24 protein-coding genes are annotated in these 26,300 nt (G+C 70.3%); 3 read left to right on the top strand and 21 right to left on the bottom strand.

Going from position 1 to position 26,300, the window contains the following annotated elements; translation table 11 throughout:
- Window positions 1-180 precede the first annotated feature (180 nt).
- The 21 genes from ACZ6SF_RS18930 to ACZ6SF_RS18830 form a co-directional block, all read right to left on the bottom strand.
- The gene (locus tag ACZ6SF_RS18930; protein WP_466063441.1) at window positions 181-378 is read right to left on the bottom strand and encodes a hypothetical protein; all 198 of its coding nucleotides are present in this window, start codon (window positions 376-378) and stop codon (window positions 181-183) included.
- Between the two features lie 59 nt (window positions 379-437).
- Complete coding sequence (gene wag31 / locus ACZ6SF_RS18925; RefSeq protein ID WP_466063440.1) at window positions 438-1,280, bottom strand: DivIVA-like cell division protein Wag31; 843 nt, start codon at window positions 1,278-1,280, stop codon at window positions 438-440.
- A gap of 63 nt (window positions 1,281-1,343) precedes the next feature.
- Window positions 1,344-1,646 (bottom strand): YggT family protein, encoded by a 303-nt coding sequence (locus ACZ6SF_RS18920; protein ID WP_030523839.1) that lies wholly within the window; start codon window positions 1,644-1,646, stop codon window positions 1,344-1,346.
- A 90-nt stretch (window positions 1,647-1,736) separates the two neighbouring features.
- Window positions 1,737-2,513 (bottom strand): cell division protein SepF, encoded by a 777-nt coding sequence (locus ACZ6SF_RS18915; protein WP_466063439.1) that lies wholly within the window; start codon window positions 2,511-2,513, stop codon window positions 1,737-1,739.
- Between the two features lie 105 nt (window positions 2,514-2,618).
- The gene (locus tag ACZ6SF_RS18910; RefSeq protein ID WP_466063438.1) at window positions 2,619-3,389 is read right to left on the bottom strand and encodes a YggS family pyridoxal phosphate-dependent enzyme; all 771 of its coding nucleotides are present in this window, start codon (window positions 3,387-3,389) and stop codon (window positions 2,619-2,621) included.
- 182 nt (window positions 3,390-3,571) lie between these two features.
- The gene (gene pgeF / locus ACZ6SF_RS18905) at window positions 3,572-4,303 is read right to left on the bottom strand and encodes a peptidoglycan editing factor PgeF (protein WP_466063437.1); all 732 of its coding nucleotides are present in this window, start codon (window positions 4,301-4,303) and stop codon (window positions 3,572-3,574) included.
- A 174-nt stretch (window positions 4,304-4,477) separates the two neighbouring features.
- A complete protein-coding gene (gene ftsZ, locus ACZ6SF_RS18900; RefSeq protein ID WP_466063436.1) occupies window positions 4,478-5,773 on the bottom strand; it encodes a cell division protein FtsZ in 1,296 nt (431 codons plus the stop codon).
- Between the two features lie 385 nt (window positions 5,774-6,158).
- Complete coding sequence (locus tag ACZ6SF_RS18895; RefSeq protein WP_466063435.1) at window positions 6,159-6,854, bottom strand: cell division protein FtsQ/DivIB; 696 nt, start codon at window positions 6,852-6,854, stop codon at window positions 6,159-6,161.
- A 3-nt stretch (window positions 6,855-6,857) separates the two neighbouring features.
- A complete protein-coding gene (gene murC, locus ACZ6SF_RS18890; protein ID WP_466063627.1) occupies window positions 6,858-8,297 on the bottom strand; it encodes a UDP-N-acetylmuramate--L-alanine ligase in 1,440 nt (479 codons plus the stop codon).
- Window positions 8,298-8,365: 68 nt separating this feature from the next.
- The gene (gene murG, locus ACZ6SF_RS18885; protein ID WP_466063626.1) at window positions 8,366-9,460 is read right to left on the bottom strand and encodes an undecaprenyldiphospho-muramoylpentapeptide beta-N-acetylglucosaminyltransferase; all 1,095 of its coding nucleotides are present in this window, start codon (window positions 9,458-9,460) and stop codon (window positions 8,366-8,368) included.
- Window positions 9,461-9,522: 62 nt separating this feature from the next.
- Window positions 9,523-10,968 (bottom strand): putative lipid II flippase FtsW, encoded by a 1,446-nt coding sequence (ftsW, locus tag ACZ6SF_RS18880; protein ID WP_466063434.1) that lies wholly within the window; start codon window positions 10,966-10,968, stop codon window positions 9,523-9,525.
- Window positions 10,965-12,431 carry a UDP-N-acetylmuramoyl-L-alanine--D-glutamate ligase gene (gene murD / locus ACZ6SF_RS18875; protein WP_466063625.1) on the bottom strand — a complete coding sequence of 489 codons (1,467 nt, stop codon included), beginning with the start codon at window positions 12,429-12,431 and terminating at the stop codon, window positions 10,965-10,967. The genes ftsW and murD overlap by 4 nt, the downstream gene beginning before the upstream one ends.
- Before the next feature lie 49 nt (window positions 12,432-12,480).
- Complete coding sequence (gene mraY / locus ACZ6SF_RS18870; protein WP_450003918.1) at window positions 12,481-13,557, bottom strand: phospho-N-acetylmuramoyl-pentapeptide-transferase; 1,077 nt, start codon at window positions 13,555-13,557, stop codon at window positions 12,481-12,483.
- Entirely contained in the window at window positions 13,554-15,107 is a 1,554-nt protein-coding gene (locus ACZ6SF_RS18865; RefSeq protein ID WP_466063433.1) for a UDP-N-acetylmuramoyl-tripeptide--D-alanyl-D-alanine ligase, read from the bottom strand. Before ACZ6SF_RS18865 ends, mraY begins: the two co-directional genes overlap by 4 nt.
- Window positions 15,104-16,720 carry a UDP-N-acetylmuramoyl-L-alanyl-D-glutamate--2,6-diaminopimelate ligase gene (locus ACZ6SF_RS18860; protein WP_466063432.1) on the bottom strand — a complete coding sequence of 539 codons (1,617 nt, stop codon included), beginning with the start codon at window positions 16,718-16,720 and terminating at the stop codon, window positions 15,104-15,106. The genes ACZ6SF_RS18865 and ACZ6SF_RS18860 overlap by 4 nt, the downstream gene beginning before the upstream one ends.
- Window positions 16,721-16,809: 89 nt before the next feature.
- Window positions 16,810-18,570, bottom strand: a complete 1,761-nt coding sequence (locus tag ACZ6SF_RS18855) for a peptidoglycan D,D-transpeptidase FtsI family protein (RefSeq protein WP_466063431.1) — start codon at window positions 18,568-18,570, stop codon at window positions 16,810-16,812.
- A gap of 170 nt (window positions 18,571-18,740) precedes the next feature.
- The gene (gene ftsL / locus ACZ6SF_RS18850) at window positions 18,741-19,610 is read right to left on the bottom strand and encodes a cell division protein FtsL (RefSeq protein ID WP_466063430.1); all 870 of its coding nucleotides are present in this window, start codon (window positions 19,608-19,610) and stop codon (window positions 18,741-18,743) included.
- A gap of 229 nt (window positions 19,611-19,839) precedes the next feature.
- Window positions 19,840-20,817 carry a 16S rRNA (cytosine(1402)-N(4))-methyltransferase RsmH gene (gene rsmH, locus ACZ6SF_RS18845; RefSeq protein ID WP_466063429.1) on the bottom strand — a complete coding sequence of 326 codons (978 nt, stop codon included), beginning with the start codon at window positions 20,815-20,817 and terminating at the stop codon, window positions 19,840-19,842.
- A gap of 279 nt (window positions 20,818-21,096) precedes the next feature.
- Window positions 21,097-21,528: a division/cell wall cluster transcriptional repressor MraZ gene (gene mraZ / locus ACZ6SF_RS18840; protein ID WP_449998187.1), complete on the bottom strand. Its 432-nt coding sequence runs from the start codon at window positions 21,526-21,528 to the stop codon at window positions 21,097-21,099.
- 485 nt (window positions 21,529-22,013) lie between these two features.
- Entirely contained in the window at window positions 22,014-22,442 is a 429-nt protein-coding gene (locus ACZ6SF_RS18835; protein WP_466063428.1) for a DUF3040 domain-containing protein, read from the bottom strand.
- 197 nt (window positions 22,443-22,639) lie between these two features.
- On the bottom strand, window positions 22,640-23,029 hold the full coding sequence (locus ACZ6SF_RS18830; protein ID WP_466063624.1) for an SAV_6107 family HEPN domain-containing protein: 390 nt from the start codon (window positions 23,027-23,029) through the stop codon (window positions 22,640-22,642).
- A 242-nt stretch (window positions 23,030-23,271) separates the two neighbouring features.
- On the opposite strand from ACZ6SF_RS18830, the gene ACZ6SF_RS18825 reads away from it, so the two are divergent.
- From ACZ6SF_RS18825 to ACZ6SF_RS18815, 3 genes are read left to right on the top strand one after another with little or no spacing between them, the layout of a single operon-like run.
- A complete protein-coding gene (locus ACZ6SF_RS18825) occupies window positions 23,272-23,886 on the top strand; it encodes a GNAT family N-acetyltransferase (protein WP_466063427.1) in 615 nt (204 codons plus the stop codon).
- Window positions 23,883-25,448: a phytoene desaturase family protein gene (locus tag ACZ6SF_RS18820; RefSeq protein WP_466063426.1), complete on the top strand. Its 1,566-nt coding sequence runs from the start codon at window positions 23,883-23,885 to the stop codon at window positions 25,446-25,448. Before ACZ6SF_RS18825 ends, ACZ6SF_RS18820 begins: the two co-directional genes overlap by 4 nt.
- Window positions 25,445-26,287 carry a carotenoid biosynthesis protein gene (locus ACZ6SF_RS18815; RefSeq protein WP_466063425.1) on the top strand — a complete coding sequence of 281 codons (843 nt, stop codon included), beginning with the start codon at window positions 25,445-25,447 and terminating at the stop codon, window positions 26,285-26,287. Before ACZ6SF_RS18820 ends, ACZ6SF_RS18815 begins: the two co-directional genes overlap by 4 nt.
- The last annotated feature ends 13 nt before the right edge of the window (window positions 26,288-26,300 follow it).

Below are 26,300 nucleotides of genomic sequence, written 5' to 3'. Positions count from 1 at the left end.
TTCGGTTCTACTGAGCGTGCGCGGAACGCGCCGCCGTTCTTCCGAAAGCTCCCCGGTGATGGCCGGATCGTCGCCGACTTACAGGTTTGATTCTAACCAGGACGGTCAACCACTTATACAACCGGCCCGCGGCACCCGCAGACCCCGGAAGGACGTCTTGGTTCTCGCTCGTATCTCGTCTCAGCGTTTCGCGTGCTGATCCCGGTTCGGCAATTCCTCGTCGGGTGCGCGCATCGACAGCGCGCTCACCAGCAACACCACGGCACCGACCACGCACACGGCGATACAGCCCCACGCCCAGACGACCGATCCCGTGGTCAGGGACACGATCAGCAGGACCAGGCCGATGGCGGCGAGCACCAGTGTCAAGACAAGCATGTTGACCCCCAGTACAGCAGGCCGGGCGCCCGTTCGCTCCCAGCGGTAGCGGGCTGCTTCTACTCGCCCTTGCCGAACGAGGCGGGGGCGAGCTGGTTGGCGCCGGTATCGAAGGAGTCATCCTCCACCGGGACGGCCGAACCACGGTTCTCCAGCTCCTCGAGCTGCGATTCCAGATACGATTTCAGCCGCACCCGGTACTCGCGCTCGAAGGTCTTGAGGGTCTGTATCCGGCTCTCGAGCACATTGCGCTGCTGGGTGATGGTCCCCATGATCTCGGTGTGCTTACGCTCCGCGTCCGCCTGCAGGGCGTCGGCCTTCTCCTTGGCCTGGCGCAGCTGGCTGTCCGAACGGGTCTGGGCGTCGGAGAGCATGGAATCGGACTTGTGCCGGGCGTCGGCGATCATCTCGTCCGACCGTGCCCGCGCGTCGTTGACCATCCGCTCGGAATTGGCCCGGGCGTTCGCCAGCAAATTCTCGGCTTCGCTCTTGGCGTCGCTGGTGAGCCGGTCCGCCATCTCCTGTGCCAGGCTCAGAACCTTCGCCGCCTGCATATTCGCGTCGGCGGCGACATCGGCCGACGGGGGCGCGGCGGGCACCACCGGGATGGGCACCGACGGCGGCGCCTGGACCGGGGGTTTGATAGGTTCCGGCGGGGGTGCCGGCTGCACCGGTTTACCCAGCCCGGCCCCGGCCGGACCCCGGTTGCTCTTGGCGTCGGCCAGCTCCGCGTCCAGTTCGGCAACCCGCTGGCGAAGGTCCGCGTTCTCCTCGATCAGCCGGGAGAGTTCCTGCTCCACCAGATCCAGGAACGCGTCGACTTCGTCCTCGTTGTAGCCGCGTTTTCCGATCGGCGGTTTGCTGAACGCGACGTTGTGCACATCGGCTGGAGTCAGCGGCATGGAAGGATCCCTTCGCGCGTTGGCAGATCTAGCGGCTCTGGCAAGTCGTCACGGCCCATTCTGTCACACCGGAGCTACCGGCTGTCCGAGCCGGCTGACGACCGACATCAGGATGAAGACCAGGAACAGCAGAACCATAATCGACAAATCCAGTCGAATTCCGCCCAGGGAGACCGGCGGTATCAGCCGCCGCAGCAGCTTCACGGGAGGGTCGGTGATGGTGAAGATCACCTCGAGTATCACGACGACCACACCGGTGGGGCGCCAGTCGCGGGCGAAGCTCCGGATGAACTCGACGATCACCCGGCTGATGAGCAACAGCCAGAAGATGAACAGTACGAAGTACAGCACCGCGAACAAGGCCACGCTGTCACTCTGCCGCAAAATCGGCGCGGTGCAAAATGCCCGCGCCGATCCCGAGGTGGCGTCACCGTGCCCGGCCGGGCACGGTGACCGCTATTTCTGGTTGTAGAACCCGGTTTCCGCGATCCGGCGGCGTTCCTCGGCCGAGACGTCGACATCGGCCGGGGAGAGCAGGAACACCTTGGTGGCGACCTTGTCGAACGACCCACGCAGCGCGAAGGCCAGCCCGGCCGCGAAATCCACCAGGCGTTTGGCGTCGGCGTTGCTCAGGTCCACCAGATCCATGATCACCGGATTGCCCTCGCGGAACCGCTCTCCGATGATGGCGGCCTCGCTGTAGTCACGCGGACGCAGCGTGGTGATCTTGGACAAGGGACCTCCGTCCTCGAAGATCGCGGGACGGCGGGCGGCGACCGGTTCGGGACGGACCCGCTCGGCCAGCCGTCGCTCCTCGGCATCGGGATCGACTGCCAGCGCTCCCCTGGTCGCGCCGCGCAGGGAGGCACCGCCGGGCGGACGATACCGCCCGGACGCGGCGGCGTCGATCCGGGTGGGACGGCGCGGACCCTCGTAATCGTCGTCGTAGGCGTCGCCCGGGTAGTCGTCCCGGCGCGGCGCGGGGTAGCCGGGCTGATAGGACGACTTGTACGGGGCGTCGCGGTAGTCCGGGCCGTCGTAGCGGTCCCCGGCGTACCGGTCGTAGTCGGGACGATCGTCGTATTCGCGGGGCGGCCGGTCGGAGTAGTCACGCGGCCGGCGCCCGCCGCGATCCTCCACCCCGCGGGGGGTGCGATCGTCGACGTAGTCGTCTTCGTAATCCTCGAGCGGAACCATGCCGAAGTACGCCTTGAACTTATGCAGCGTGCTCATTGGTCGACCTTCCTTCGGCCCCGGTGGCGGCCGGGTGTTGAAGTCTTGCTCAGCCCTCGTCGTGTCCCAGCATATGTGTCGAATGTGACTGATGAGGTTTGTTTGCTACGCCGAGGTTATCGGTCGCGTGCCCATGAGAGCGGTACCGACACGCACACAGGTCGAACCATGGGCAATAGCTCTTTCAAGATCATTCGACATTCCCGCGGACAGTTCCGTGGCCTCGGGGTGATCCGCGCGTAACCGGGTATGCAGCTCGGCCAGCCGGGCGAATTCGGCATCGGGGTCCGCCGACAGCGGAGGGATGGCCATAATCCCTGCTAAACGCAGTTCCGCGGTGGCCGCGATCCGTTCCGCGAGCGCCGGCACCGCGGTGGGCACGGCGCCGCCGCGGCTCGGATCGGCGTCCAGGCTCACCTGGATCAGCACCCGCAGCGGCGCCTGCCGCTCCCCCTCGTCCAGTGCGGCCGCGGTGGCCGTACCGAGCGCGGTCGCCAGTCGTTCGCTGTCCACCGATTGCACGGTATGTGCCCAGCGCGCCACCTGCCGTGCCTTGTTCCGCTGCAGCCGCCCGATCAGATGCCAGCGCAACGGCTTCAGCTCGCGCAACTCGGCCGCCTTCGTCCCGGCCTCCTGCGGGCGGTTCTCCCCGAAGTCGTGGCGGCCCAGACGATGCAGTTCGGCGATATCGGACGCGGGAAAGTATTTCGTCACCGGCAGCAGCCGGACCTCGGCGGGATCGCGGCCCGCGGCCGCGCACGCTGCGTCGATACGAGTGAGCAGCGCGGTGAGGCTGCGAGCCAGTTCGGCGGTCCGGGCGGTGCTCCCGGGGCCGGGGCGAGCGGTGTCCGGGACACCGGTTCCGGTCCCGTTCATCCGGCGCCACCGATCCGTCTCTGCCACAACACCGTTGCCGTCATCCGCCTTCCCTCCTCCTCTACCCCGACACCATCCGGGACCGCTCCGCGGGCGTACCCGCCGGACCCCCCGTATAACGCGCATGACCCGGTATACCGGGAGTCACCCGCGCCGTTATCATCCGAGCCCCGGCGGCCCGGTCACATTCCGCCCGCCTCCATCCAGATCACACTGCCGAGGCGCCCGGTCGGCGCTCCCCGGCGGTGACTGAACAGGGTGGTGTCCTCGACGGTGCAGCGCGGATCCTCGGCGATCGCGCCGATTCCGGCCGCGGTGAGCTGGCGGCGGATTCCGGCGCGCAGATCCAGTCCCGGCGTACCGCGCACGGTGGTGGTCGCGCTGCCGGGCAGGTGCGCCTCCACATCGGCACGCATCTCGGCGGGTACCTCGTACTGCCGGCCACTCGCGGCCGGGCCGAGCAGCGCGCCGATGCGATCGGGCCGGGCGCCCGCGGCGATCATCGCGTCCAGTACCCGCGGCATGATCCCGATCCGCGCACCGACCCGGCCGGCGTGCACGGCCGCGATCACCCCCGCCTCGTCGTCGGAGAGCAGCACCGGCACACAGTCGGCGGTCAGCACCACCAGGGCCAGCCCCGGCCGGGTGGTGACCAGCGCGTCGGTTCCCGGAACCGGTTCGCCGACCGGCCCGTCCACGGTGGCCACCGTGCGGCCGTGGATCTGATCCATCCAGATCAGGTGATCGGCCGGGAGGCCGAGGGTATCGGCGAGCCGGGCCCGGTTGCGGCGCACCGCCTCCGGATCGTCGCCGACGTGGTCGCCGAGATTGAACGAATCGTAGGGCGGTGCGGAGAATCCCCCCGCGCGCGTGGTGACGACCCGTCGAACGGTGAGTACCGGTGCCGCTGTCATGCCTTCGAGCCTAACGGCACGCGCGGGCGCCGGGCCGCCACCGGCCGCGGCGCGGGCCCCGCGTCACGGGTCCGCGCGGCCGGTACCGAGACACGAGATCCCACGGACGGGTGTCCGTGGGATCGGCGCATTACGAGACCGCCCGGCCGGCGGAGACCGCGGCGGGCACGCGGATCACCGCCGCATGAAGTCCGGGACGTCGACGTCGTCATCGTCGTCATCGGGCAGATCGGTGGCCGGCGGCTGGAGATGCGACCGGCCGCCGTGCGACAGCGGCGAATCCACCGGGGGCCGGGCCCGTTCGGTATCGCGGTAACTCGGGGCCGGGCCACGGGCGACCGAGGATCCGGTATCCGCCGACCGGGTCGGCGCCGGCTCGTCGGAATGACCGCGGGCCGAGCCCAGTTCGGCCGTCCGCGATTGGCCGAGTTCGGCGGTTCGCGATTGCGCCGAGATCTCCGCGGTACGCCCGGAACCCAGCGACCCCCGGGCCGTCGCCGCGTCGAACGTACGCCGGGCCGGGCCGCCGCCGTCGAATCCGGCGGCGATGACCGTGACCCGCACCTCGTCGCCGAGCGAATCGTCGATCACCGTGCCGAAGATGATGTTCGCCTCGATATGCGCGGCTTCCTGCACCAGCGAGGCGGCCTCGTTGATCTCGAACAGACCCAGGTCCGACCCGCCCGCGATGGAGAGCAGCACCCCGTGCGCCCCGTCCATCGAGGCTTCCAGCAGGGGCGAGTTGATCGCCGCCTCGGCCGCTTTGACCGACCTGCCCTCCCCTCTGGACGAGCCGATGCCCATGAGCGCGCTACCGGCGCCCGACATCACGCTCTTGACGTCGGCGAAGTCGACGTTGATCAGACCCGGGGTGGTGATCAGATCGGTGATGCCCTGGACACCGTTGAGGAGTACCTCGTCGGCGGAGCGGAACGCGTCCATCAGGCTCACCGCGGCGTCGCCGAGCTGCAGCAGCCGATCGTTGGGAATGACGATCAGGGTGTCGCAGGATTCCCGCAGCAGGTTGATACCCACCTCGGCCTGGTTGCCGCGGCGTTTGCCCTCGAAGGAGAACGGCCGGGTGACCACACCGATGGTCAGCGCGCCCAGTTTGCGCGCGATACTCGCCACGACCGGGGCGCCGCCGGTACCGGTACCGCCGCCCTCGCCCGCGGTCACGAAGACCATATCGGCGCCCTTGAGCACCTCTTCGATCTCGTCCTTGTGATCCTCGGCGGCCTTGCGGCCGACCTCGGGGTCGGCGCCGGCGCCGAGTCCCCGGGTGAGCTCCCGTCCCACATCGAGCTTGACGTCGGCATCACTCATCAGCAGTGCCTGGGCGTCGGTGTTCACCGCGATGAACTCGACACCCTTGAGACCCTGCTCGATCATTCGGTTGACGGCGTTCACGCCGCCGCCGCCGATACCGACGACCTTGATCACGGCAAGGTAGTTGTGCGGGGGCGTCATGAGCTCTCGCCTTCCTTCGATCCAAAGTCTGTCGTTTTCGGATGCCCGGTACCGATTCGCGTGATCGCTGTCCGCGAACCGGAATCCGGACAAACCCTGAACCTCAACCATAGGGTTGGAGTTATGTCAAGTATCCGACTGGTGCCGAACGCTATTCGCCGCCGTCGCGATCCGCCCGCAGGCGCGCCGAGACGAGAGCCAGTTTCTCGGGCGAACGCGCTTCTACCGAGACGGTAGTCGTCGTATCGTGAACGGTTCGCCCGCGACCGGGGCCCACATCGTGGAACACCCCCCGCACCCGCCGAGAGTATGGGCCGGGCGGCCGAACCGGGCCGACGATCGGCGTCGTACCGGACGAGGCCGAACCGAACAGGATTGGCAGAACTCATTTTACCGTGACCAGACTGGGACTCGAGACGTCGAACACGGTTCCCGGCCGGGTCAGCAGCGGTAGCACCACCGCCGATTTGCGTTCGCCGTCCTCGCTGCTGCCCCACAGTACCGTGCGACCGTCGCGCAGTGTCAGAGAAATATCCGAGACCGTAGCGGCCTGTACGGTCTCGACCTGGATCTCCAATTCCGGTGGCAGCGCGGTGACCACGGTGACCGCGGCGCGAGTGAGCGTATCCCCGCCCCCCGGTTTCGCCGTCAGCAACTGCGGGACGCCGATCGGCGCGGGTTCGATGGCGTACTCGATACTCTCGGAGTCGAGCAGATGCGCACCCTCCGGAGTGTCGTAGTACAGCACCGGGGTTCGTTCCTCGATCCGCACCCGCACCGTCGACGGCAGCACCCGCTGTACCCGCGCGCTGCGGACCTTCGGAATCGTCGCCACCCGCGCCGCCATCTCCGCGGTATCGATACGCAGGATCGACCCGCGCTCCGGAACCTGCAGCAGATCCTCGATCTGCTCCTTCGGAATCGCACCCGCCCCTTCGATCCGCACCTGGCGAACCGACAACATCGGGGTGAACCAGGCCAGCGCGGCGAAGGTGATCACCAGCGCCACCGCGGGTAACGCCCACAGCCGGTAACGCCGCGATCCGCCTCCGCCGAATCGTCGCGCCCCGGTTCGTACCACGCCTCACCGCCCGTACTGCGGACGCGCGCGTAGTCCGTCCAGGATCTGGCTGCCGAGCATGGTCACATCCCCGGCGCCCATCGTGATGACCACATCGCCGGGCTGGGCCAGCCCGGCGACCTGCCGGCCCACCCGCGACATATCCGGCTGGTAGTGCACGGGTCTGGTCACCGACTGGGCGACCAGCGCGCCGTTCACCCCGGGCAGCGGTTCCTCCCGGGCCCCGTAGACGTCGAGCACCACCACCTCGTCGGCGAGGTCGAGCGCCGCGCCGAATTCGGCGGCGAAGGTCGCGGTGCGGCTGTACAGATGCGGCTGGAAGACCACGATCACCCGGCCCCGCCGCGAACGGGCCCCGTCGCGGGCCTCCTGGTCGACCAGTTCCGCGGCCGCGCCGAGTACGGCACGCACCTCGGTGGGGTGGTGCGCGTAATCGTCGAAGACCCGCACCCCGTTCTCCCGGCCGACGAACTGGAAACGCCGGTGCACCCCGCCGAAACCCTCCAGACCCTGGATGATCTCGTCCACATCGGCGCCCGCGGCCCGCCCGGCCAGCAGCGCGGCCAGCGCGTTGAGAGCCATATGACGGCCGGGCACCGCCAGGCGCAACGTCCGCGGCGCGGGTTCGCCGGCGAGCTGGAACTGGGCGATACCGCCGACATCCCGCGGTTCCCAGCTGTGCAGCCGGACACCCACCGGCACCGGCGCGTCGTCGAGGTCACCGGATCCGTAACCGAGGACCCGGACCCCGCGTTCGGCCAGGCGCTGCCCGGTCCGTTCGGCCAGCGCCCGGGCGCCCGGATCGTCGAGACACACCACGAGCAGCCCGCCGTCGGCGAGGCGGTCGGTGAAATCGTCGAACACCTGCACATAGGCGTCGTCGGAGCCGAAGAAATCCAGATGATCGGATTCGATATTGGTGACCACCGCGACATCGGGGTCGTACTGCAGCAGCGAACCGTCGCTCTCGTCGGCCTCGGCCACGAAGATATCGCCGCTGCCGTGGTGGGCGTTGGTGCCCGCCTCGTTGAGCTCGCCGCCCACCGCGAAGGACGGGTCCAGCCCGCAGTGCTGCAGCGAGACGATGAGCATGGACGTGGTGGAGGTCTTGCCGTGCGTACCCGAGACCAGCAGGGTGCGATGTCCGTTCATCAGCGCCGCCAGCACCGTCGGGCGCAGCAGCACCGGGATATCGCGGCGATGCGCTTCCACCAGTTCGGGATTGGTCTTCGGGATCGCGGCATAGGTGGTCACCACCACCGTCGGACCGCCGGACAGCAGATCCAGCGCACCGGCGTCGTGACCGATCCGCACCTGCGCGCCGCGCGCCCGCAACGCGAGCACCCCGCGGCTCTCCTTGGCGTCGGAACCGGACACCTCACCACCGCGCGACAGCAGGATCCGGGCGATACCGGACATCCCGGCGCCACCGATCCCGACCATATGCACCCGGGCGAGTTCCGGGGGCAGCCCGCCGGGCGCGGTCTCGGGAGCGGTCACCTGATCCTCGCTCACCGGCCCGCCGCCCGCAGCACGATCCGCGCGACCTCGTCGGCGGCGTCGCGGTGGCCGGCGCCGGCGGCGGCGCGGCCCATCTCGGCTATCCGTGCTGGATCCGTGAGCAGCGGTATCACCTCATCGATCACATATTTCGGGGAGAGTTCCGGGTCTGGGACGATTCTGCCACCACCGGCGGCGACAACGGGCCGCGCGTTGAGTTCCTGCTCGCCGTTTCCGTGCGGAAGCGGCACGTAGATCGCCGGCAGGCCCACCGCGGACACCTCCGCCACCGTCATCGCGCCGGATCGGCACACCACCGCGTCGGCGGCGGCGTAGGCCAGATCCATCCGCGACAGGTACGGCACCGCGACATAGGGGGCGGCGGGGTCGGTGGAGACCGTGTCGAGCGTGTTCTTGGGACCGTGCGCGTGCAGTACGGAGATACCGGCCGCGGCCAGTTGCGGCGCCGCGCCGGAGATCGCCTCGTTCAGCGAACGCGCCCCCTGGGATCCCCCGAACACCAGCAGCACCGGACCGTCCGCGGGCAGCCCGAAATGGTCGCGGGCCCGCGCCCGCAGCGCCGCCCGGTCCAGCGAGGTGATCGCTTCCCGCACCGGAATGCCCACGACCTCGGCGTCGAGCCCGGAACCCGGGACCGCGGCGAGCACCCGGACGGCGCGCCGGGCGCCCACCTTGTTCGCGATACCGGCCTTCGCGTTGGCCTCGTGGACCACCACCGGCACCGGCCGCCGCCGGCGCAGCACGCCCCGTCCGGCGGCCAGATACGCCGGCAAGGCGACGTATCCGCCGAAACCGACGATCACATCCGCCGAGACCGCGTCGATGATCTCCCGGGTCCGGGCCACCGAGGCGCGGACCCGGCCCGGCAGGCGCAGCAGATCCGCGCTGGGTTTCCGCGGCAGCGGCACCGGTGGAATCAGCTCGAGCGGATAGCCGCGCTCGGGCACCAGCGTGGTCTCCAGTCCGCGCCGGGTGCCCAGCGCGGTGACCCGGATCGCCGGATCGAGCCGCCGCAGCGCGTCGGCCACGGCGAGGGCGGGCTCGATATGGCCCGCGGTCCCGCCCCCGGCGACGACCACCGATATCCCGTCCGTGCGTGGTGTCGAATCCTCGTGGGCCGAATGATCACCGGCGGACCGAGATGCGCTCACCTGTTTCTTCCCCGTTCTCGTGCGTGTGTCACCGAATAGCTGGGCTCCCAGGCCCGGGTCGCCCGCAGGGTATCGGTCCCCCGGCTGCTGGCCCGGGTGCGGGCGCGTGGATCGTCGCGCTCCCCGGCCCGGTCGCGGTCCGGACGGCGGGCGGGTGCGCGGTCGCCGGGCGGCCGGGATCCGGCCCGGGGCCGGGCGGAATGGTAGACCTCGGGTTTGGGCAGGCGCAGCAGCCGGCTGACCCGGCCGTCCTGGCCGGCGTGCAGGGCGGCCACCGCCTCGGGTTCGTGCCGGGCGGCGTTGGCGATGATGCCGAACATCAGCAGGGTCAGCGCCAGCGAGGAACCGCCCGCCGAGACCAGCGGCAGCTGCAAACCGGTGACCGGCAGCAGCCCGACCACGTAGCCGATGTTGATCAGCGCCTGACCGGTGATCCAGGTGGTGGCGGTGGCCGTCAGCAACCGCAGGAAGGGGTCGACCGACCGGGCCGCGATCCGCAGCCCGGTGTAGACGAACAGCGCGAAGAGCCCCAGGACCAGGGCGCAGCCCAGAAAACCGAGTTCCTCGCCGATGATGGCGAAGATGAAGTCGTTGTGCGAGTTCGGCAGGTAGTTCCATTTGGCCCGGCTCTGCCCGAGCCCGCGGCCCCACAGCCCGCCGTCGGCGAGCGAGTACAGGGCCTGACGCGCCTGGTAGTTGATGCCCTGTGGATCGTCACCGGGGTTGAAGAACGCGCGCATCCGGTCCGAGCGGTACCCGGCCGACAACGCGAGAACGAGAGCGGCGATACCACCGGCGGCCAGGATCGTGACGAACAGCCGGATCGGCAACCCGCCGAACCACAGCAGCGCCAGCAGCACGATGCCCATCGCGATGGTGGTGGACAGGTTCGGCTGCAGGACGATCAGCAGGCAGACCAGCAAACCGGCCGGTACCAGCGGTACCAGGATGTTCTTCAGGCCGCCCGGGTCGTTGGCCGCGCGGGCGGCGGCCCGCCGCGAGACCAGCAGATGCGCACCCCACACCACGAAGGTCACCTTGACGACCTCGGACGGCTGGATCGAGAAGAAGCCCAGGTCGATCCAGCGGCGGGCGCCGTTGACCGTACTGCCGACCCCGGGGATCAGCACCAGGACCAGCAGCAGCACCGAGAGCGCGAACACCGGGAAGGACAGCTGCCGCAGCCGCCGGAACGGGATCCGCAGCGCCAGATAGAACAGCACCGCGCCGACGGTCGCGTACATCGCCTGCTGGGCGAACAGCGAATAGGCCGAACCACCGTCGGTATAGGACTCCACGCTCGACGCCGACAGCACCATCACCAGGCCCAGCAGGGTCAGCAGCGTGGCGATGGTGACCACCAGGTGGAAGGAGGCCAGCGGCCGCGCCAGCCAGGCGCCGAAACGGCCCACCTGCAGCTGTCGCGTACCGCGGGGTCTCATAACCGCCGCCCGAGGTCCTCGTCCTTCAGGTCCTCCACCGCACCGGCGAAACTGCGGCCGCGATGGGTGTAGTCGGTGAACATGTCCAGCGAAGCCGCCGCCGGCGCCAGGAGCACGGTATCGCCGGGCCCGGCGAACGCCGCCGCCTCCCGCACCGCGCGGATCATCACGGCCTCGGCGATACCGGTATCCCGGGTGCCGGTGATCGCATCGTCCAGAACTGCCTGCCCCATTCCTGAATGGTCTCGCGTATCCAGCTCGACGACCGGCACTTCCGGGGCGTGTCGCGCCAGTGCGGCCGCGATCACGGGCGCGTCCACGCCGAACAGCACCACCGCGACCAGCCGTTCGGCGACCTCTTCGACGAGATCCTCGACCCCGGCGCCCTTGAGCTGGCCACCGGCCAGCCAGATCACCTGCTGATGCCCGAGGATCGACGACCGCGCGGCATGCGGGTTGGTGGCCTTGGAATCGTCGACGAATTCGACCCCGCCCAGCTCACGGACCAGCGCCGACCGGTGCGGACCGACCTTGTGCTCGATCAGACCCTCGCGCACGAACTGCGGCGCGACATCGATGGCCCGGGTCAGCGCGGCAGCCGCCAGCGCGTCGGCCACCCCGGCCGGTCCGGGCGGGCTGATCTCCTTGGACTCGGCCAGGATCGCCGCCTTGGTGAAGGCCCGGTCGAGCAGTTTGCCGTCGACCACGCCGAGTTCCCCGTCGGCGGGCACCCCGATGCGGAACCCGACGGTACGCCGGGCCTTGGAACGACGGGCCAGACCCGCGGCGATCGGATCGTCGAGGCCGACCACGCCGACCCGGCCCAGCAGCGCCCGCGCCTTGGCGGCCGCATAGGCGTCCAGCCCGCCGTGCCAGTCCAGATGGTCCTCGGCGACATTGAGCACCACCCCGGCCTCCGGCCGTACCGACGGCGCCCAGTGCAGCTGGAACGAGGACAGTTCCACCGCCAGCACCTGGGGTCCGGGGTTGCGGCGCAGCGCGTCGAGGATGGGGAGTCCGATATTGCCGCAGGCCACGCTGGGAATACCGGCGGCCCGCAGGATCGAATGGGTCATCTGCGTGGTGGTGGTCTTACCGTTGGTGCCGGTCACCACCAGCCATTTGCGGACCGGTCCGTAGATCCGGGCCTGGTCCACCCACCAGGCGAATTCCACATCGCCCCAGACCGGGATGCCCTCGGACACCGCCGAGGCCAGCACCGGCGAATCCGGCCGCCAGCCCGGGCTGGTGATCACCAGCGCGAACCGCGACCAGTCGGTGCGTTCCAGTTCCGCCGACGGCGCGATCTCCAGCCCCAGCTCGGCCGCTTCGGCCAGCGCCCCGGCGCCGCTGTCGGTCACCACGGGGCGGGCGCCGATATCGCGCAGCGGGGCGATCAGCGAACGGCCGGAAACTCCCCAGCCCGCCACCAGGACATCGCGGCCACGCAGGAATTCCAGCATCGGGCCCGGTGAGCGCAGGGCCCGCGGTACATGCTCCTCCATCGTCAGCTCACCCGACCGCGGAGAGATATTCGCTGTAGAACAGGGCGAGACCGGCCGCCGAGGCCATCGCGGCCAGCAGCCAGAACCGGATGATCACCGTGGTTTCCGCCCATTTGCTCAGCTCGAAATGATGATGGAACGGCGCCATCTTGAACAGCCGGTTCCGGGTGGTCCGGAACACCGCCACCTGCAGCACCACCGACGCCGCCTCGGCGACGAACAGCGCGCCGATGACGACCATCAGCAGTTCGGTGCGGGTGGTGATCGACAGGCCCGCGAGCAGCCCGCCCAGCGCCAGCGATCCGGTATCACCCATGAAGATCTTGGCGGGCGCGGCGTTCCACCACAGGAATCCGATACAGGCGGCGGTACCCGCCGCGCAGACCAGCGCCAGGTCCAGCGGATCACGCACGTTGTAGCAGCCGGTCTCGGGTTTGGTCTCACACGAGTGGTAGTACTGCCAGAAGGTGATGACCACGTAGCCGCCGAGCACCAGGCTCATCGACCCGGCCGCGAGCCCGTCCAGACCGTCGGTGAGGTTCACCGCGTTCGACCAGGCGACCACGATCAGGCAGACGAACGCCAGGAACACCACCACGCTCATCGAGACGGTGTTGATATCGCGCACATAGGACAGCTGCCGGCTGGCCGGAGACAGCCCGCTGCCCCCGGGGAACTGCAGTGCCAGCACTCCGAACACCACCGCGGCGGTGATCTGGCCCAGGTACTTTCCCGCGGCGGTCAGACCGAGATTGCGGCCCTTGCGGATCTTGATGAAATCGTCGATGAATCCGACCACGCCGAGTGCGGTGGCCAGGCCCAGCACCAGCAGCGCCGATGCCGACGGCCCCTCCGCGTCGTAGCCGATTCCGATCAGATGCGAACCCAGATAGCCGGCCCACATACCGATGATGATCGCGACGCCGCCCATGGTGGGGGTACCGCGCTTGGACTGGTGACTGGCCGGGCCGTCGACCCGGATCTCCTGTCCGAATCCCTGCCGGGCGAATATCCGGATCAGCAGCGGTGTCAACAGGATCGACACCGTCAGCGCGATCGCCGCCGCGAACAAGATCTGTCTCAACGCACTGCCTCCGTGCTCACCCCGTCGGCGGCGCCGGCGCCGCCCGGCGCCGGCGTACCGGCACCCGAATCCTTGTCACCCGCGTCCAGCAGTTTCTCCGCCACCGTCCACAGGCCGACCGACTGTGATGCCTTCACCAGCACCACATCGCCCGGGCCGACTTCGGCGGCGAGCAGATCCACGGCCGCTTCGATATCCGGGACGAGCACCGACTCCTCACCCCACGAGCCTTCCATGACCGCTCCCTGATGCATGCCCCGGGAGGGTCGTCCGGTTCCGACGACCACGAGCCGGTCCACATCCAGGCGGACCGCCAGCCGGCCGATACCGTCGTGTTCCACCACGGATTCGGGGCCCAGTTCGGCCATCTCGCCGAGGACCGCCCAGCTGCGGCGGGGAGCCTCGCCCGCCCGCGCCATGCTGACCAGCGCCTTGAGTGCGGCCCGCATGGAATCCGGGTTGGCGTTGTACGAATCGTTGATCACGGTGACGCCGTCGGTGCTGGTCCGCACGTCCATCCGGCGGGCCGAGGCCGCCCGCGCGCCGGCGAGCGCGGCGACGAGCGTCTCGAGATCCGATCCGCATTCCAGCGCGACCGCGGCCGCCGACAGCGCATTGCCCACCTGGTGCTCGCCGTGCACCGCGAGGGTCAGCTCGCGCTCGCCGAGGGGGGTATGGAGGGTGAACGAGGCGCGGGCTCGATCATCGAGAGTGACGCCGGTGGCGCGGATCTGCGCGCCGGACGCCTGCCCGACCATCATCACCCGTGCGTCCGTCCGCACGGCCATCGCGCCGACCTGGGAGTCATCGGCGTTCAACACCGCCAGACCCGTCCGCGGCAGCGCTTCGACGAGCTCACCCTTCGCCTGGGCGATCGCCTCGCGGCTGCCGAACTCACCGAGGTGGGCGGTACCGACATTGAGCACCACGCCGATACTCGGCGGCGCCACCCGCGCGAGCGCGGCGATATGGCCCGGCCCGCGGGCCGACATCTCGAGCACCAGGAACCGGGTGTCGGGGCCCGCCCGCAACGCCGTCCACGGATGGCCGAGTTCGTTGTTGAAGGATCCGGGCGGGGCGACCACCGAGCCGAGCGGCGTCAGCACCGCGGCCAGCAGATCCTTGGTCGAGGTCTTACCCGAGGAACCCGTCACGCCGATCACGGTCAGGCCCCCGGCCGCCACGAGGCGCGAAACGCTCTCCCGCGCCAGCGCCGCCAGCGCGTTCAGTACCGCCGCGCCCGCGCCCGTCGAATCGTGCGAGAGCGCCAGGGCGTTCGACGGCGCCGTCTCCGGGGCGGGCGTGACCACGATGGCGGGTACGCCCACCGGCCTGGCCGCCAGCACCGCCACGGCGCCGGCCTCGACCGCCGCGGCCGCGTAATCGTGACCGTCGGCGTGCTCGCCCGGCAGCGCCAGGAAGATATCGCCGGGACCGATTCGGCGCGAATCGAATTCGACCGATCCGGTCACCCGGACCTCCGGGTCACCGATATCGTGCAGCTGCCCGCCCACGACCTCGGCGATATCCCGCAGTGTCATCTCGATCATGAAACAGTCATGTCCTCCGCGCCCGCCGGCCACGAACCGTTGTCCGTGCCCCCGGGGCTGTGCCGCAGTGTCGAATCGATGGCCGCCGCCAATACCTCGCGGTCGTCGAACGGATATTTCACCCCGTTGATCTCCTGCCCGGCCTCGTGGCCCTTACCGGCCACCAGCACCACGTCCCCCGGATGGGCCCAGCCGACGGCGGCCTCGATCGCGGCCGCGCGGTCACCGATATCGCGGACCTCGCCGCGCTGGTCCTCGGCGACGCTGTGCGCGCCCGCGACCAGCGCCGCGCGGATTTCCGCGGGATCCTCGGTCCGCGGGTTGTCGTCGGCGACGATCAGCAGATCGGCGCCACGCGCGGCGGCCGCGCCCATGAGCCCGCGCTTACCGGGGTCCCGGTCGCCACCGGCGCCGACCACGACGGCCAGCCGGCCCCGGCCCTCCGCCGCGGCCAGGTGCGCGCGCAGGGTGGCGATCACCGATTCCACCGCCGCCGGTTTGTGCGCGTAGTCCACCAGGGCGAGGAACCGCTGGCCGCGTTCCACCCGCTGCATCCGGCCCGGTACGTCCACTGTGGCCAGCGCGGGTGCGGCGATATCGGGCGCGACACCCGCCTGCGCGCACACCGCGAGCGCCAGCAGTCCGTTGGCGACGTTGTAGTCGCCCGGCAGCCGGAGCCGGACCGTGGTCTCGCCGTGCGGGCCGGCGGCGGTGAACTCCTGTTCACCGCTGTGCGCGCGCGCCGGTCCGGTGATCGACCAGTCCGCGGCCGCGGTCGTGGACACCCGGATCGGCGCGTCCAGCCCGTCGGCCAGGCGGCGGCCCCAGGCATCGTCCACACACACCACGGCGGTGCGGGCGGCCACCGGTGAACCGGCCTCGAACAGCCGGCGCTTGGCCGCGAAATAGTCTTCGAAATCGGCGTGGAAGTCCAGATGATCCTGGGAGAGGTTGGTGAACGCGCCGACCGCGAACCGCACCCCGTCGACCCGGCCCAGTGCCAGCGCGTGGCTGGACACCTCCATCACCACCGCGTCCACGCCCTGTTCGACCATCAGCGCGAATACGGCGTGCAACTGCGGGGCCTCGGGGGTGGTGAGCGCGCTCGGTACGCGCCGGCCGCCGATCCGGGTCTCGATGGTGCCGATCAGCGCGGTGGACAGGCCACCCGCGGCCAGCCCGGCCTCCACCAGGTAGGACGTCGTGGTCTTCCCGGAGGTGCCGGTGATCCCGACGATCCGCAACTGCTCCGAGGGGTGCCCGTAGATCGCCGCGGACAGCTCACCGAGCACCGCGCGCGGATTCTCCCGCACCAGCACCGGGACGGGGAGTTCGCCGGCGAGTTCGGCGCCTTCGGCATCGGTGAGCACGGCGACCGCGCCGCGTTCGACCGCCGCCGCCGCGAAGCGGGCCCCGTGCGCGCGGGCGCCGGGTAACGCGGCGAAGAGGTCGCCGGGCAGGACCTCGTGGGAGCGCTGTTCGATACCGGTGATCGCGACCTCGGCGGGGGCCGGTGGCCGGGGTTCGGCGGCGATCAGATCCAGCAGGTGGGACAGCGGCGTCGACGGTGGCCTGGAAGGCCGCAGCGCGTGCTGGCTGGACTGCGCGGGCACAGGGTTCCTCTCTGCGTGATGAAGCGCGGGTACGACGACGTGTCAGGTTACCGACGCCACGTCTCGCACGGACAAGCCGGTTCGCCGAATCACGACGCCTGGAGGACGAACTGCCGTTCGGGCTCGGTCGACGGTGGTACCCGGTCCCGCTGCAGAGCCCAGGAAGCGATGTCGTGGAAGAGCGGCGCCGCCGATTGTCCTCCACTTCCGTCCGAACTGCGCACCGGCGCGTCGAGCATCATCCCGACGACATAGCGCGGATCGTCGGCGGGCGCGATACCGGCGAAGGTGATCCAGTAGGACGACGTCGAGTAGCAGCCGCAATTCGGGTCGACCTGCTGCGCGGTTCCGGTCTTACCGGCGATGCGGTAGCCCTCGACCGCGGCGGCCGAACCGGTGCCCATCTGGACGCCGGTCGGATCGTTCTGCACCACCGACTGGAACATCGTGCGCAGGGTGCGCGAGGTCTCCGGGCTCACCACCCGGACGCCCTCGGGCGCCGGTTCCTCGGCGCGGGTGCCGTCGGGTGCGACGGTGGCGCGCACGATTCGCGGCGGGATCCGCACGCCGTCGTTGGCGATCGCCTGGAACATCCCGGTCATCTGCAGGGTCGTCATCGAAAGCCCCTGCCCGATGGGCAGGTTCGCGAACGTACCGCCGGACCATTGATCGCGGGCGGGCAGCAGCCCGGAACTCTCGGCAGGGAGCCCGACCTCGGTGCGCCGGCCCAGGCCGAACCGGGAGAGCATATCGGCGAACCGGTCCTCCCCCACTCGCTGCGCCAGCATGAGAGTGCCCACATTGGAGGACTTCCCGAAGATTCCGGTGGTGGTGTACGGGACCACACCGTGTTCCCAGGCGTCGCCGACCGTGACTCCGGACATATCGATCCGGCCGGGCACCTGATGCACCTCGTCCGGGTCGGTGAGCTTGTTCTCCAGCGCGGCGGCCGCGGTCACGATCTTGTTGACCGACCCCGGTTCGAAGGGCTGGGTCACCGACGGATTGTCCAGTCCGGCCGGATCCCAGTGCTGTGGGCCGAGCGCGGGATTGAACGTGTTGTCGTTGGCCATGGCCAGCACCTGGCCGGTCCGCGCGTCCAGCACCACCGCGGAGGCCGAACGCGCGCCGGAGCGGTCCTTGGCCTGCTGGACCTGCTGTTGCACGTAGTACTGCAGATCCGAGTCCAGGGTGAGCTCGACGTCGTTACCGTCCACGGCGGGCTGCCGGTCCCGCCAGCTGCCGGGGATCACCGCGCCGTCGGAACCGCGATCGTAGGTGTAGGAGCCGTCGGTGCCGGCCAGCGCCGAATCGAGCGAGGCCTCCAGCCCCACCCGGCCGTGACCGTCCCAGCCGGTGGCGCCGACGATATTCGCGGCCAGCGAGCCGCCGGGGTATTCCCGCAGGTCCTGCCGTTCCGAACCGATCTCGGGGAATTCCGCGGTGATCTCGTCGGCCTTACGGGGGTCGACATTGCGGGCGAGGTAGACGAAGGTCTCGTCGCTGCGGAGTTTCTCCAGCAGTTCGGATTCCTTCGGCCCGTCCGGACCCAGCACCCCCGCGATGGTGCCCGCGATCTCCTTCAGCCGTTCCTCGGGATCGGGCGCGGATTCGTCCTTCGCCTTCGCGTCGGCCAGATCCTTGCGCACCCGCACGGGCTGGAAGCTCAGTGCCTGCGCGATCAGGGTGAGGGCCAGCGCCTTCCCGTGCCGATCGGTGATCGTGCCCCGGGCCGCGGGCAGATCCTGGTACGTGGTGCGCTGCCCCGCGGCCTGCGCGGACAGCGACGGCGCGGAAATCGTCTGGACCCAGAGCAGTTGCAGCGCGACCACGGTCAGCGCGACCAGCATGATGACCCGCCCGGTACCGAGCCGGATCCGGACCGGCCCGTCCTTCCCGGGGCGTCGGCGGGGCCCACCCGGACGCCGGGGACCGGCCGGGGACCGCTGCGGTGCGGTCTCCCGGTTCGCCGCGGCCCGGGATCTCGGCGCGCCGCGCCCTCGTCCCGACCCGCTGGGGCTCACCGCATCCCCTCACCCACCGGCGCCGCCGGGTCCTGGACCGGTGCTGCCGGTTCGACGGTCGGGGTGGGTACCACCGGGGCGGCGCCGGCGTCCGGGGCCGGGGCGGCGCCCGCCACGGCACCCGGTTCCGGGCCGGGAACCTGTGCCCCGGGATTCGGGACCGGCTCGCCCGGTACCCCGGCGCCGGGTCCGGCCGGCGGTACGCCGTTCGGGGCGGCCTCCGCCGGAACACCCTGCGCGGGTACGGGTTCGGTGCCCGGGGCGGCGAGTACCGCGCCCGGCACGGTGGCGGCCGGAGCGCCCGCGTGCGGCAGTTCCGGTACGGGCACCACACGTTCGCCCGGGTCCGCGCCACTGCGCGGGGCGGTACGGGGCGGGGCGTTGAGCGGCGGCGCCGGGGCACCCTGCGCCGGAACCGGTTCACCGATCACGGTGACGGTCCCGTCCGGGCCCACCACCAGCCGCGCCGGATCCGTCGCCGGGATCATTCCGAGTTCGCGGGCGCGGGTGGCCAGTTCGGGCGCCGAATCGGCGGCCGCCACTTCGCGTTCCAGGGCCGCGCGCTCGTCGGAGAGCACCCGGTTGGCCTCGCGTGCGTCGCTGAGCTGGTAGCTGTCCTCGGCGGCGCGGGTGGTCAGGACCAGGGTGAGGGCGAGGCCACAGCCGAACATGGCCAGAATCGCGGTGACGAAGGGCACGCGCCCCGTCAGTTCCGAACCGGCCGGCGCGGCGGCCGTGGGCGGTACCGCCGTCCGCTGCCGGCGCCGGGCGTACGCGCGCTGCGCGGCACCCGATTTCACGCGCTCCGCGTCGTGTACGCGCCGGGCCGGCCGTCGCCCGGTTTCGGTACGTGTAGCCACGCTCATACCTGACACCCCCGTATCGGTGTGATGGCTCGCGGCAGGGCGCCGCGGATGCCGTTCCTGTGGTCCGTGCCCGGGCGCCGCATCCCTCGTGCAGCGACGCCTCGGGCACCGATGCGATATCCGTGTATCGCATACGCCATGTGGTACCGGAACCGCGCAAGGGAGACAACCGAATTCGCTGCAATGACAGCGAACGATCCGGTGTGCCCCGCGGCCCCGGTGAACCGATTCATCCCGCCTCCCCCGCGATCTTCTCGGCGGCTCGCATCCGGACCGGAGCCGATCGCGGGTTCTCCTCGAGCTCGGCGGGCCCGGCCTGTTCGGCTCCGCGGGTGAGGATCCGGAACTCCGGCCCCATCCCGGGTAGCTCGACCGGGAGATCCACCGGTGTGCGGGATCTGGCGCGCTCGGCCAGTTCGTGTTTGACGACCCGGTCCTCGAGCGACTGATAGGACATGACCACGATCCGCCCGCCCGGCCGCAGCGCGTCCAGGGCGGCGGGCAGCGCGGCCCGCAGCGAATCCAGTTCGCCGTTCACCTCCACCCGCAGCGCCTGGAAGGTGCGCTTGGCCGGGTGTCCCCCGGTGCGGCGGGCCGCGGCGGGGATGCTGTCGTACAGCAGGGCGACCAGTTCGGCGCTGGTCCGGAACGGCTGCTTCTCGCGCCGCCGTACGATCTCGCCGGCGATCTTGTTCGCGAAACGTTCCTCACCGTAGGTTTTCAGCACCCGGGCCAATTCGCCCCGGCCGTAGGTGTTGAGAACGTCGGCGGCGGTGGGGCCGGTGGTGGGATCCATCCGCATATCCAGCGGCGCGTCCACCGAATAGGCGAAACCGCGTTCGGCCTCGTCCAGTTGCATGGACGAGACGCCCAGGTCCATGAGGATTCCGCTGACCGAACCGGTGGCCGGCAGACCGGCTTCGGCGAGCGCGCCGGCGATCCCGTCGTAACGGGTGTGCACGGTGGTCACCCGGTCCGCGTAGGGGTGCAGCCGCTCGGTGGCGTGGGCGAGAGCGCGGGTATCGCGGTCGAGCCCTACCAGGCGCAACCGCGGATGGGTGCGCAGGAAGTATTCGGCGTGCCCGCCGAGGCCGAGCGTCGCGTCGAGGTACACCGCGTCCGGCTCGCCGAGAACGGGGTCGAGCAATTCGGCCGCGCGGGTGAGCAGAACAGGGATATGTCGCGTGCCGTGCTGCTCACGGTTCACCTGACCTCCCGGATTCGTGCCTCGCTGGGAAATGACCGGATTCCGGTCGCATCACACCGCGGCCTCGGCGCGAACATCCTGCCGAAGCGGCCGATAGTTTGCTGCGTGAGATTTCGAGTTCACCGCCTGTCCCGGTCCGGCACCGCGATCGTGCCTGCGACACAAAGGAATCGGCGGCTGTGACGAATGCCGCGGGGTCTCTGACCGAAGCGGCACCTGGCGTCGGGGAAGTACGCCAGGGTCCGCATCCGGGCAGAGGCCGCGTGGCACTCGCGCGGGCTAGAAGATTCCGCCCAATGCCTCGTCTCTCGCTTGCGCGTAGTCCTCCTCGTGCTCGGCGAGGTAGGTCTCCCACGCCTGCTTGTCCCAAATCTCCAGGAAGTCGACCGAACCGATGACCGTGCAGTCGCGGCTGAGATTGGCGTACCGACGATGTTCGGCCGACAGGACGATCCGGCCCTGCGAGTCCAGATGCTGCTCATCCGTTCCCGCCGCCAGTGCCCGGATGAACGCCCGCGCCTGCGGATTGCTCCGCGAGGCGGACGCCGCTCGCCGGGCGAGCGCGCTGAATTCGTCCTTCGGGTAGACGGCAAGGCTGTGGTCCTGTCCTTTGGTGACCATCAACCCTCCCGCCAGATCATCTCGAAACTTCGCGGGCAACGTGAGTCGCCCCTTGTCGTCCAGGCGAGGTGTGTAAGTACCGAGAAACAACCCGATACCTCCTACCGGACCACCTCGACTGGTGTTGGCCGGACGAGCCGGCCGAGCGCCTTACGGCCTCTCCTGTAGTGCGCGCTCCACATTACCCCACTTTCCCCCACTTTCAATCGAAACACGAGGTGATGTGCCTCCCCGGCAGAACGATTTCGCAGGTCATGTCAGCTATCACGGACGTGGTGAACTTTTCCCGCTTCCTGCCTCCCCGCGCGCGTCCACGGGCGGGACCCGTGGCGGCGCCCGTCAACTTCCAGCAAACCCCCTGTTCAAGCCCTGTTGGCGCGCCCGGTGGGGCGGGGTGGGGGAACCCGGTGGGGAAGGGTGGGAGAAGGCGGCGCGGACGTGGGCCGCGGCCGCCGGGAGCGATACGCGTCACCCCGGTCACCGTCCGGGGACGGACATGCGCGAACAGCGGTGCCGCACCGGATATCCGGTGCGGCACCGCTGCAGCTGTTACCGAGGTTCGGCCGCCGGGGCGGCTACTCCTGTTCGAACCTTCGGCGGAAGCGATCTTCCATACGTTCGGTGAACCCGCCGGAACGACGTTGCCGGTTACGCCCGGCACCTCGCTCCGCCGGCCCCGCCCCCGCCGATTCGTCCGGGGACCCGCCCCGGCTCGACGATCCGGACTTCGTGCCGCCGAGCAGGAGCAGAACTCCCGCGCCGAACATCACGATGAATCCGACCAGACTGATGATCGGGAACCCGCCGGGACGCACCGGTAGGGCGATACCGGCGATCAGCAGAACCAGACCGATGACGAACAGGGCCGCCGCCTGGAGTCTGCGACGACTCGAGGTCGTACGGAAACGTCCACCGCGGACGGACGACGCGAACTTCGGATCCTCAGCATAGAGAGCGCTCTCGATCTGTTCGAGCATGCGCTGCTCGTGCTCGGAGAGTGGCACGGTACCTCCCCCGGCACTAGGACGTGGCTGTCGCCTCCGGGTAGGCGACAGATAACCCCTTGGCGGCTATCTGTCACCAATGATACGAGTTCGCCCAGGGCCGTACCACCATATGGGTGCAGCGGAACCAACTTCGTCCCCGGATCGAGTCCGAGCGGGCGGAAATCCGCTGGCCCGGCTGGTCGGCGCGGCGAAAATCACGGCGTGCCGTTCTCGTCGCCCGCGGCACGCAGCCGGGCGGCGGGCGCGATCAGATCCTCGACATCGTGCAGAAAAGCACCGACTCGCGAAGAGAACTCGTCGGACCGGGTCTCATCGATGTCACGGGGCAGACCCGCCTCCAGCGCCGCCCGGGTGGCGGAATGACCGCTGAAGTAGTCGGCCCACATCACGAACTCGGGTGCCGCGCGCTGCAGCATCACCCAGGCGTTACGCGATCGTGCCCGGGGGGCGGCGTCGGCCCCCGTCAGTGCCAGCACGGCACCGGCGCCGCGCAGAGCGGCCAGATATGCCACGCGGAACCGTTCCCCCGGGTCGCTTTCGCCGGCCGCCTCCATGAGCAGCCCGTCGGCGCGCCGCAGCAGCATCCCCGCCCGCCCCGCATGACCCGGGTGCACACTTCGATCCGACATAGCCGTCCCTCCGTATCTCGCCCGTCGCACCCGCGGTGGTCTACCGGTATGGCAGGCTGAGCGTGCACCGTTGGGGGCCGAACAGGTTTTCGAACGTTTGGCTCGAGCTTGAATATAGAGACGACCACCGACATGTTTGCGAGCCCGAAAGCCGCAGCTCCGGCCCGCCGACAGGGAAAGAGCCCCTCGATACCGAAATGACCGCCGTCAAGTCCAACCATCTCCCCGCCCCGGTCGTCGTCGACCTCTCGGTGGCCGCCCTGCGCGCCCGGCTGCACGACGCGCTCGCCGTGTACGTCGCGGCCATGGACTATCCCCGGGGCACCGAGCACCATCGCGCCCCGATGTGGACCGAGCACACCCATCGCGCGGGATGGCAGGCCGTCGCGGCGGTGGTCCCCGAGGACAACGGCGAGTTCGACCTGCGCCGCTCCCCCATCGTCGCGATCGCCTACGGATACCGGGGCGGTCCGCATCAGTGGTGGCAGCAGCAGGTGCACGCGGGTATGCGGCGGGCGGGCTGGGCCGAACCCGCGACCCAGCGGCTGCTGGGCAATTATTTCGAACTCACCGAACTGCATGTGCATCCCAGCGCGCAGGGCCGCGGTATCGGCGCGATCCTGCTGCACCGGCTGCTGCGCGACCGGCCCGAACATTCGGTAATGCTGTCGACCCCCGAGGTCTACGCCGAGGACAACCGGGCCTGGCGGCTCTACCGGCGGATGGGCTTCCAGGACGTCCTGCGCGATTTCGTCTTCGCCGGTGACCACCGGCGTTTCGGCATCCTGGGCCGGTCGTTGCCGCTGTCATGAGCGTGGTGATCATCGGATCCGGGCACAACGCCCTGGTCGCGGCCTGTTATCTCGCCCGCGCGGGCCGCCGGGTACGGGTGCTGGAACGCGATACGGTGCTCGGCGGCGCGGTCTCGACCGTGGAGCGGTTCCCCGGACACCGGGTGGACCGGGGATCGTCGGCGCATCTGATGATCCGGCACACCGGGATCGTCGAGGAACTGGCGCTGCACCGATACGGCCTGCGCTACGTGGACTGCGATCCGTGGGCCTTCGTACCCGCCTGCCCGGATACCGGCGCGGCCCCCATCGTCTTCCATCGCGATCTCGCGCGCACCTGCGCCTCGATCGCCACCGCCTGCGGGGAACGCGACGCGGCGGCCTATCGGCGGTTCGCCGAGGTCTGGGAACCCCGGGCACAGCGGGTGATGCGCTCCTTCGGCGGTGCGCCGGTGCCGGGCCGGCTGCTGCGGTCGTTCTGGGGTCTGGACACCGGAGACGGCGGCAGCGCGCTGTCCCGGGAATTCCTGCAACCCGGCGACGCCCTGCTCGACACCTGGTTCGACGACGAACGGCTGAAAGCGGCCCTCGCCTGGTTCGGCGCCCAGTCGGGGCCGCCGATGTCGGAACCCGGCACCGCGCCGATGGTGGGATTCGCGGCGCTCATGCATACGCTGCCGCCGGGCCGGGCGGTGGGCGGCAGCGGGGCCCTCGCCGAGGCACTGGTCGCGCGTCTGCGCGCCGACGGCGGCGAGATCGTCTCCGGTGACGCCGCCACCGCGCTCACCCGCCGCGTCGACGGCTGGCGGGTGCGCACCCACGCGGGGCGCGAATACGACGCGGAGACGGTGATCGCGGGCACCCATATCCTCACCACCCTTGATCTGTTGCGCGCCGGTGGTTTCGACCCGGCGCCGCTCGACGACTGGCGGCGGCGGATCCGGGTGGGCCCCGGTATCGGCATGGTGGTGCGGGCGGCGACCGACGCGCTGCCCCGTTACCCCGGCGCGACGCCGGACCATTCCGCCACCGGGCTCCAGCTCCTGGTGGGCCACCGGGACCAGCTCCGGCTGGCGCACGGCCACGCGCTCGGCGGCCGGCTGCCGCCGCGACCGGTCGTGCTGGCCATGAGCTTCAGCGCCGTGGACCCGAGTATCGCCCCCGCCGGGCAACATCAGCTTTCGCTCTGGTCGCAGTGGCATCCCTACCGGCTCGCCGACGGCAGCGGCTGGCCGGACCACGCCGAGGCCGAGGCCGATCGCATCATCGCCGAACTCGACCGCTACGCACCGGGTTCGGCGGCGTCGGTGCTGCGGCGCCACGTGCAGACGCCGGCCGATCTGGAATCGGAGATGGGGTTGCGCGGCGGCAACGTCATGCACGTCGAGATGAGCCTGGATCAGATGCTGCTGTGGCGGCCGCTGCCGGAGCTGGCGGGTCACCGGGTGCCCGGCGCGCCGGGTCTCTACCTCACCGGCGCCTCCACCCACCCCGGCGGCGGGGTATCGGGCGCGAGTGGCCGCACCGCGGCGCGGCTGGTGCTGCGGGACGGGCGGCGGTTGCGGCGGTGGATACGCCGGTGAGCGCGGTATCCCCCGGCCGCCGGACCGATGCCCGGTACGGACTGATCCCCATCGGCTGCCTGGTGGCGCTGGTCGGGGCGCAGATCGCCTATCCGCTCACCACGGCGGCGGCCCGGGACGCGGTGACCGCGGCGGTCGTCCTGTTGTCGGCGGCGACGGCACTGCTGCACGCGGCGGTCACCCGGGGTGCGCGGTACGCGCTCGGATTCGCGGCCATCGTCTCCGGGACCGGGCTGCTGGCCGAGGCGGTGGGCACCGCGACCGGAATTCCCTTCGGCGCCTACGACTACGCGACCGGACGGCTGGGCCCGGCGCTGTTCGAGGTTCCGCTGGTGGTGCCGCTGGCGTGGACCGGCGGGCTGTATCCGATCTGGGTGGTCACGGGCCTGCTGTGCACCCGCGCCGGGGTCCGGATCGTCGCCACCGCCGTCGGCGCTGTCGGCTGGGACCTGTTCCTGGACCCGCAGATGGTGGCCGACGGGCAGTGGCAGTGGTACCGCACCGGCGCCGGGCTGCCCGGCCTGGAGGCGATCCCCTGGACCAACTATCTCGGCTGGTTGCTGGTGGCGGCGGTGATGGCGACTGCCCTGACGTTCTGGGACCGCACCGCGCCGCCGCCGGAGCGGGTGACCGTTCCGGTACTCATGTTCCTGTGGACCTGGCTCGGTTCGGCGCTGGCGCACGCGGTCTTCCTCGGGCTGCCGTATTCGGCCGCCTACGGCACCGTCGTGCTCGGCGTCCTCGGTGTTCCGCTGCTGGTCACGCTGATGCGCCGCGGCGCCGGGCGGACGGCGGGTCACGACCGTGGCGCGACCGGGCCCGTCGTATGGCGTGGGTGAGTTCGGGCCTGGC

This window comes from Nocardia sp. NPDC049935, from assembly GCF_055586645.1.
This window is presented reverse-complemented; position numbering and strand designations above follow the sequence as displayed.